General features: G+C 68.2%; 3 protein-coding genes and 1 pseudogene. 1 reads left to right on the top strand and 3 read right to left on the bottom strand.

Annotated features, from left to right (window positions below):
- Both I5Q34_RS23415 and I5Q34_RS36130 read right to left on the bottom strand, forming a co-directional pair.
- The coding region (locus I5Q34_RS23415) for a beta-ketoacyl synthase N-terminal-like domain-containing protein (protein ID WP_267912007.1) at positions 1-3,279 on the bottom strand (3,279 nt) is incomplete at its 3' end.
- A gap of 69 nt (positions 3,280-3,348) precedes the next feature.
- Positions 3,349-4,704, bottom strand: a pseudogene (locus tag I5Q34_RS36130) (beta-ketoacyl synthase N-terminal-like domain-containing protein); the annotation flags it as partial.
- A 1,360-nt stretch (positions 4,705-6,064) separates the two neighbouring features.
- Here I5Q34_RS36130 and I5Q34_RS36125 point away from each other — a divergent pair.
- Positions 6,065-6,334 (top strand): helix-turn-helix transcriptional regulator, encoded by a 270-nt coding sequence (locus I5Q34_RS36125; RefSeq protein WP_199894362.1) that lies wholly within the window; start codon positions 6,065-6,067, stop codon positions 6,332-6,334.
- A gap of 652 nt (positions 6,335-6,986) precedes the next feature.
- Here I5Q34_RS36125 and I5Q34_RS23405 read toward each other — a convergent pair.
- A complete protein-coding gene (locus tag I5Q34_RS23405; RefSeq protein WP_277965438.1) occupies positions 6,987-8,234 on the bottom strand; it encodes a transposase in 1,248 nt (415 codons plus the stop codon).
- Between the last annotated feature and the right edge of the window lie 111 nt (positions 8,235-8,345).

Genomic DNA, 8,345 nt, shown 5'->3' with positions numbered 1-8,345 from the left:
GCGTCCCATGCCGGGGTACTGGGTTCCCTGGCCCGCGCAGATGAACGCGACCTTCCCACCCACCGACACCGGCCCGCCCCCCACCACCACACCGGGATGTTGCTCGCCCCCTGCGAGGGCGGCCAGCCCGTCGAGGTATCCGTCACGGTCCTCCGCCAGGACCACAGCCCGGTGATCGAACACCGACCGGCCCGAAGCCAGCGACCCGCCCACGTCGGCCGGTGTTATGCCGGGCCTGGCGGCCACGTGCTGCCCGAGCCGCTTGGCCTGCCTACGAAGAGCCTGCGGGCTCTTCGCCGAGATCGTCCAGGGAAGCGGTTCGTCCGCCGGATCCTTCCCCGGATGCCGCGCACGGCCCTCCGTCGGTTCGCTCGCCGGCCCGCGCGTCGGCCTGTCCGTCGCCCTGACCTCCGGCAGGCGCTCCGGCTCGTTGCCGGTCCGGCCCCCGCTTCCGTCCTCCGGAACGCTTTTCCGGACGCCATTCCAGGCGGGCGCTTCCTCCAAGATGATGTGGGCATTGGTGCCGCTGGCCCCGAAGGAGGACACCCCTGCCCGCCGAGGCCGGTCGGTCACCGGCCACGGCACCGCCTCCGTCAGCAGACGCACCGCCCCCGAGGACCAGTCGACGTGCGGTGACGGTTCGTCCACGTGCAGCGTGGCGGGCAGCCGCTCGTGACGCAGCGCCATCACTGTCTTGATGACGCCTCCGACGCCCGCGGCGGCCTGTGTGTGCCCGATGTTGGACTTGAGCGAGCCGAGCCACAGAGGGCGGTCGTCCGGCCGGTCCTGGCCGTAGGCGGCGAGCAGTGCCCCTGCCTCGATGGGGTCGCCGAGGGTGGTTCCCGTGCCGTGGGCCTCCACGGCGTCCACGTCAGCAGGTGCCAGTCCCGCGGTGGCCAGGGCGCCGCGGATGACGCGTTGCTGGGCCGGCCCGCTGGGTGCGGTGAGCCCGTTGCTGGCTCCGTCCTGGTTCACAGCGCTGCCGCGCACCACAGCCAGCACCCGGTGCCCCGACCGCCGGGCATCCTGCAACCGCTCCAGGAGCAGCATGCCGACGCCTTCGCCCCAGCCGGTGCCGTCCGCCGCCGCGGAGAACGCCTTGCACCGGCCGTCCGGGGCCAGCCCGCGCTGGCGGGTGAACTCGACGAACATCCCGGGCGTCGACATCACGGTCGCTCCGCCGGCGAGTGCCATGGAGCACTCCCCCGCTCGGAGGGCCTGCGCCGCGAGGTGGAGGGCGACCAGTGATGACGAACACGCGGTGTCCACCGTCAGCGCGGGGCCGTGCAGCCCCAAGGTGTAGGCGATGCGGCCGGAGACGATGCTGCCGGTCGTTCCGGTGAGGACGTACCCTCCGACCTCTTCGGGCGCCTGGTGCATGCGGGGGCCATAGTCGGGGGTGATCACTCCAACGTAGATCCCCGTGCTGCTCTCACGCACGGTTTCGGACGGGATCCCGGCGTCCTCGAGCGCCTCCCAGGCGACTTCCAGCAGGAGACGCTGCTGGGGATCCATGGCTAGGGCTTCGCGCGGGCTGATGTTGAAGAAGGCGGCGTCGAAGAGGTCGGCGTCGTAGAGGAAGCCTCCCTGGTCTGTGCATGAGGTGCCCGGTCGGCGCGAGTCCGGGTCGAGGAGCCCATCGGTGTCCCAGCTGCGGTTGCCGGGCCAGCCCCCCACTGCGTCCCCGCGATCGTTCACGAGCTGCCACAGCTCTTCGGCGTTGGTGACGCCTCCCGGAAAACGGCAGCCCATTCCCACGATCGCGATTGCTTCGTCCGCGCGCGCACGACGGACTGCCGGGCCCGCGCTCCTCCTGCTTCCGGGTCCGTGAGTGCCCCCGTCCCGCTCCTCGTCCGCCCGGACCCCGCCCGTCTCGTCCTTGCTCAGCAGGCTGTCCAGGTGCCGGGCCAGTGCTGCGGGGGTGGGATGGTCGAAGACAGCGGTGACCGGTAGCCGCAGGCCGGTCGCCTCCACCAGGAGGCGGCGCAGCTCCACCGCCGCGAGCGAGTCGACCCCGAGCTGACGGAAGGACAGTGTGGCCGGCACGTCCTCGGATTCTGCGGGGAACCGGCCCAGGGCGTGGGCGGTCTGCTCGCACACGAGGGCGGTGAGGGCCGTGGTGAGCTCCGGCCGTGACAGCCGGGAGGGAGAGAAGGATCTGGACAGGGACGGCGCGTGGTCGGACAGGTCCTCGACGGCGACCGCCGCGGACAGATCTTCATGATCGTCCGCCGTGCCGTGCACCGGCCGGCGCTGGAAGGCGTAGGCGGGCAGGTCCACCCGCCGAGCGCCGTGGTCTGCGAACGCTGGTGTCCAGTCCGCCGCCGGACCGTTGACGTGGAGCCGTGCAAGCGATGTCAGGAAACCGCGCTCACCGCCATCATCGCGGCGCAGGGTGCCGGTGACTATGACGTCGCCGTCCAGGCCCATGGAGTCTGCCGTGGCCAGCATGTCCACGACCACGATGGGATGCGGGCTGATTTCCGCGAAGCACCGGTGTCCTTCCTGGAGGAGCCGCTCCCCGGCCGAAGCGAACCGGACGGGACTCACGAGGCCGCGGCACCAGTACGAGGCGTCGAGCTCGGTCCCGTCCAGCCATTCCCCCGTGATCGAGGAGAGGAAGGGAACGCGAGTCCGAAGCGGCACGATCGACGACAGCGCGTCATACAGGTCGTCCAGGAGGGCTTCGCAGTGGGGTGAGTGCGCGGCTACGTCGATGGGCAGCGGCCTGCACCAGACACCGGATGCCGACAGCTCGGCCAGCAGGATCTCCACGGCTTCCCGGCCGCCCGAGACCACCGTGGTCGACGGCCCGTTCACCGCCGCGACCACCACGGCACCTGCCCGGGGCTCCAGCCACGGCGCCAGCCTCTCCTCCGGCAGACGCACCACCGCCATGGCTCCCGACCCGGCGAGCGTCATCTGCGCCCTGCTCCAGAGCGCGACGACGAGAGCGGCGTCGTCCAGGGAGAGAGCCCCGGAGACGCAGGCTGCCGGGACCTCACCGAGGCTGTGGCCCAGCACGGTCGTCGGTTCGATGCCGTGTGTGCGCCACAGCCCGGCCAGCGACACCATGATGGCGAACATGACGGGCTGTGCCACGTCTGTGCGGCTCAGTGAAGGAGCGTCGGGTGCTCCGCGCAGCACGTCCTCCAGGCGCCATCCGACCAAGGGCTGGAGTACGTCTGCGCAGTCCCGCATGCCGTCCCGGAATACCATGGAGGTTTCCAACAACTCCACTGCCATGCCCGGCCAGTGTTGCCAATGGCCGGGAAACATGAACACGGTGCCATGGGGCGGCCCGGCCGTACCCCGGACGAGCCCCGGGTGCTCTGTGCCTCCGGCCAGCGACTGCAGTCCTCGCAGGAGGCCCTGCCGGTTGCTTGCGATCACAACAGCCCGGTGGGGGAAGACGGTCCGCGTCGTCGCCAGCGTGTGCCCAACGTCCACGAGGCACAGCTCGGGATGGACAGCCATGTAGTCATGCAGGTGTCGTGCCTGCGCCTGCAGCGCGGTGGTGGTGTGGGCCGAGAGCACACAGGGCAGTGCGACGCCCGGTCGGGGAGCGCCAGGTTCGTCCATCGTGGCACGCACAGCGAGAGGCATCGGCGGCATCCCGGGGGCGGCGCCGAGGACCAGATAAGTGAAGTTTCCCCGGGCGTCGAAGGAAGCCACTGCCCGCAAGACCACATCGTGCCCAACGGTCTCCTCGGCGGATCCCGACTGCACCGGACACCTGACGGCCTTGAGGATTCCTGTCATCTCTCCCGCGTCCTGGGGCGGGGTGGGGTCGGACGGGGTCCCGTTGGCGACGTGACCGGCGTGAGCTGGAATCGGCACACCGAGTGCGGCCTCGATGCCTGCGGCGCCAGGCTGGAGCGCCGCGGCCTCGTCGGTACTGCTCAGATCGATGTGGTGCAGCATCTCGGGCCCTGTTCCTGCTTGTTCATGAGCTGTGTGCAGGGCGCGTACCGGGCCGTCTTCTCCGGTGTCGCTTGTGGCGCTGCCGTGGATGACGCAGTGGATGCGGTCGCCGTCCGCGAGGGCCCGGGAGAGTGGTTTGAGGATCAGGAGCGCGCCGGTCGTGCCGCGCTCACGGCTGTCGGCAGCGGAACCGGACGCCCGTCCGACCTGGTCCTCCAGTATCGTCGGGCATACGCCGCCGGCGACTGCCAGCGTGGATGTTCCGGCGCGGAGACTGCGGCACGCGAGGTGAACGGCGACAGGCCCGGACACGGCCGTGGGGCCGGTGGTGGTGACAAGGCCGTGGGATCTGAGGAATGTGCTGACCGAATGCGAGGGGGCTCGGCCCCCGAGTTGTGTCGCCCCGGTAGTGACGTCAGGTGTGGCGAGGAACAACCCTGTTCTGGCTCCTCGTAGACGTGCTGCGACCAGGCCCGCGTCTTCGAGCGCTTCCCAGGTCAATTCCAGGAGCAGCCGCGTTGCGGGGCTCATTGTTGTGGCCTCTTCGGCCGTGACGCGGAAGAAGACGGAGTCGAATTGGTCCGTATCGACGGCCGGTTGACGGCTGCTGTAGCCGATGATCGCGACGGCCTCGTCCGACGATGGCGCTGACCCGCACCCCTCGGTGTCGGGAAGGGTGGTCGGCTGACTCGTCTTGTCCTGCGTCTCGCGCAACTGATTGCCTCCACACCGCAAACCGGCAGAACGTCGCTGACCGGTGAGAAACCGGGACTCGCCCATGAAGGCGTTCGGGAGACTTTCGAGGTGCGGTGCTCCGGTGGCTTCCGGCGTGACCGAGCTGGAACGCAAGCACCTTGCGACAGCCTTCCGGGGGACGACCTTAGGAAAGATCGGTTTCGGCGGTAACCCCTACGATCCCTGGTAACAGAGAAGCGGGGCTTTCACCGAGCGCTTACGCAGGAGCCGTCGCTTCCCTCATCCGCATCATCAGCGGCTGGGCCTTGGGCGGCCACGAGCGCGCCGGCTTCGTCACCGGCACCCTCGCCGTGTCCGAACGCCCTGCGGCAGCACCGAGGTTGTCGCCTTCCGCAGCGATCACCGAACATGGCACACGAACCGGGCGTTCGCCGATGCCTGCCGGAAGGCCGACGTGATGCAGGCGATGAGCGCGTCCGGCAGCAGTGCGGACAACACGGCCCCAACGACGACGGGACCACCCTCACCAGACCATCAACTGCCCTGACATCAGTGGCATAGGGCCCCCTCCAGGACGTGGAGTAAAGGCCCTCCCGTCCCCGCATCGCCCACGAACGCCTCGTGCGAGCGAGGCCGCAGCCGAGGAGGCGGCAGGGCGACGGAGTTCCCGTGGGGTCGGCGAAGCACCGGCGAGCAGGGTTGCCGACTGTTCCGATCCACAGCCCTCGAATATGACGCAAAATATGTCTGAATTTGTGTGCCCGTTTCGCAGCCGTCTTCTGCCGTCTTGGGGCGGATGACGCCGAGGGCGGTCTTATGCGTGCTGATTGATTGGGGAGATGTGATCAGGATGAACGATACGGCAGGGCAAAGCTTTTTGATGGCCGACGAGGCGGTTCGGAAACGGAATGCTCAACAGACCCATCTTTCCCAGTGGTTGGAGGTCCTTGTGGAATGCCCGGTAATCCGATGGGGTGGTCTTGATGGGCTGCGCTTGACGCTTTCCTTTGCCGGAATGCTGCAGTTTCCCTGTGTGGAGGCGGAGGAATCGGGGAAGGGTGGGCTCTCGCATAATATGCCCGGGTCGGTGCGGTAATCGCTCACCGTCTCGAAGGTGACGGCCTCGGGCGGGCCGGTCCAGCCCCTTCCGACCTGCCTGACAGGACAAGAGCAAGCTGACCGCCTCCCGTTTTTGCGAAGCGGCGGCAGGGGCCACGTCATAACAGCCGTGACCCGGACGTCAAGACATGGGTCATAACCCGAGTTCAGGAACACCGGCGGGCGGCTTGCGTCCTCCTCCTGTGCCCGGCCTCCCACGCCGTGACCGTGCCCATAACTGACACGCGAGAGTCACTGAGAATCATTGCGGAGATGGCGATAACTATGTTGCCCTAGGCCGACGGCTCACGGAACGTGGAAGCGTGAGCCCTGACCAGGGGACGTCATGCACTTGAGGGATAAGAGACGCTTCGACGAACTGGTGCGACTGAAGGGGATGTCCCAGCGAACGTTGGCCCAACGAGCCCATGTCACACAGGCGTTCATCTCACTGGTGGCCCATGGGAGGCGAGGGGTTCGTCCGGAGACAGCGTGGCGGATCGCGTCGGCCCTCGGGGTCTTCACTGAGGAGCTGTTCGTCGCTTCTCCGCAGGAGCCGCCACCCCGGCAGCCGACGGGGGGCTTCGATCGAGTGCGCTTCTCCAAAAGGCCGTAGTTCCTACGAGGATGATGCGGCCCGCACCAGGCGACTCTCAGGTGCCCCCCCGTGGTGTCGAGTCGGACGCACACCCTGGTCGCTCGACAGCCACGGGCCTGTGAAGAGAAAGGCTCTGTCGCGTTTCCGGTGGTGACGTGGCGTGACTGGTGTTGTTGATGTCCTGTGTCGGGTGTCAATGGGCCTGTGAAAGCAATGTTTTGAGATATCTCTCCGCTGGGCGTCGAGGGTGTGGTCGATGAGGGCGGGCGGATCGTGGTGCGGGCTTGGGCATCGGACGAGACGGCTGTCTGTCCGGACTGCGGGGCGGCAGTCCGGGTGTGTGCACGGTGTCACGAGCGAACTGTCGCCGATGTCCCGGTGGATGACCGATGCATGGTGGTCCTGGTCCTGGTCCTGGTCCTGGTCCTGGTGCAGGTGCAGCGCCTGGTGTGCCCGGCTCGCGGCTGTCGACGCACCTTCTGGGAACGGACCCAGGGGTGCCCAGCTGCTACCGGCGACGCGTGGCCCGCTTGACCAGTTAAGTCAACTCTGTGGTGCGGGAGTTGGGTTCTGCCTCTTCGATCATGATCGGAGCCGGATGAGAAGTGCTGCGGCGGTTACCTTGCTGGGGCTCAACTTGACTCTGTCGGGGATCTTGGAGCCGTCGAGGTTAGCTGCCCAGGGTTCGCCAGGATTTCGGCCGGGGTATCTCGCGCTGGTCGAGATAGTCCTGGAAGGCAGTCGGTCGGCGTGGCATGGGGGCTTCCTCGGTTGGCGGCAGTCCGCTGAGGCGCTCGATGTTGACGGCGATGGCCGTCAGGACGTGCTGGATGTGGGCCTTTCCCTGTCCTCGGTAGCGGCAGCGCCGCATGCCGTGCCCGTGCGCGAATTCGTTGACCGTGCCCTCCACACCGGAGCGGACCGCGTAGCGGGTCTTCCACTCGGGCGTCTGTTGCTCGGTGCGGACGCGGAGCTGCAGGTCGCGGAGCTCTCGTGGGGGGAAGCCCACGGTGCGGGCGTTGTCGGCGGTGGTGGTGCACTGGGTGCGAGCAGGGCAGGGACGGCACTGACTCTTGGTGAACCGTGCCACGATCAGAGGTGCCGCAGTGGGCGAGGAAGTCGGATAGGGACCGTGCCAGCCCGCGCTGACCTGGCCCTGGGGGCAGGTGACCTGCTGCTTGTCGTAGTCGATGTGGAAGTCGTCCCGGGCGAAGCCCGCGTTCAGGCGGTGCTGGCGGGTGGGGTTGCTCTTCAGCGGTCCGTAGACGGTGACCTGGTGTTCACGGGCGGCTTGTTCCAGGTGAGGCAGGGAGGTGTAGCCGGCGTCGACCAGGTGCTCGGCGGGCAGCAGCCCGCGGCGGGCCAGACGGGTGTGGATGCCGGGCAGGACCTGGCTGTCGTGGGTGGTGGCCGCGGTGGTGACCACGTCCGTGATCACGTTGGGGCCGTCGGGAGCACAGGTCTCGGTCAGGTGAGCGGCGAACCCCTTCCAGCTGATGATGTGTCCGTGCCGTGCGTAGCGTGCCGACGTGTCGTAGGGAGAGACGACAGCCTGGGATGAGGGCGGCAGCCCGGGCCCGCCTTCCTTCTCGGCGGTGCGCCAGCGCAGGCGGCCCGCGGTGTCACGGTCGTAGTTCTGCACCATGATCTGGCGCAGGGCCTGGATACGAGGACCGGACGTGCGGTCTGCTCCGTGCCGGTAGAGGTGTTCCAGGAGCCGGAGGGCATCCTTCCCGGTGGCGAGGATCCGGGTCTTGGGCTTGGTGGGGTTCTTGCCCAGGCGGACCGGCCGGCCGTAGCGGCGCCCCCAGTCCTCATCAACCAGCTCGTCCAGCAGGTGAGGGGAGATGCCAGCGACTTCTTCCAGGGCGGCGCGGACCGCCTCGGTGATCAGCTCCAGGCGGGTCAGGTCACGCACCGCGGCCAGGACTGAGCTGAACTGGGTTTCGTAGCGGCCCTGAAGCCAGGCTTGATCGCCTCGGCAGATGGGAAGACACGGTCTGATGCCTGCACCACGGAAATACCCCGA

The sequence above is a fragment of the Streptomyces sp. AV19 genome (assembly GCF_015999245.1).
Taxonomy (GTDB): Bacteria; Actinomycetota; Actinomycetes; order Streptomycetales; family Streptomycetaceae; genus Streptomyces.
The sequence above is the reverse complement of the archived record's forward strand: the minus strand, read 5'-3'. Positions and strand labels throughout refer to the sequence as shown.

What these genes read in the sequence shown, in the direction of transcription:
- I5Q34_RS36125 (WP_199894362.1), top strand. Translation starts at nt 6,065, where the DNA reads ATGCACTTGAGGGATAAGAGACGCTTCGACGAACTGGTGCGACTGAAG.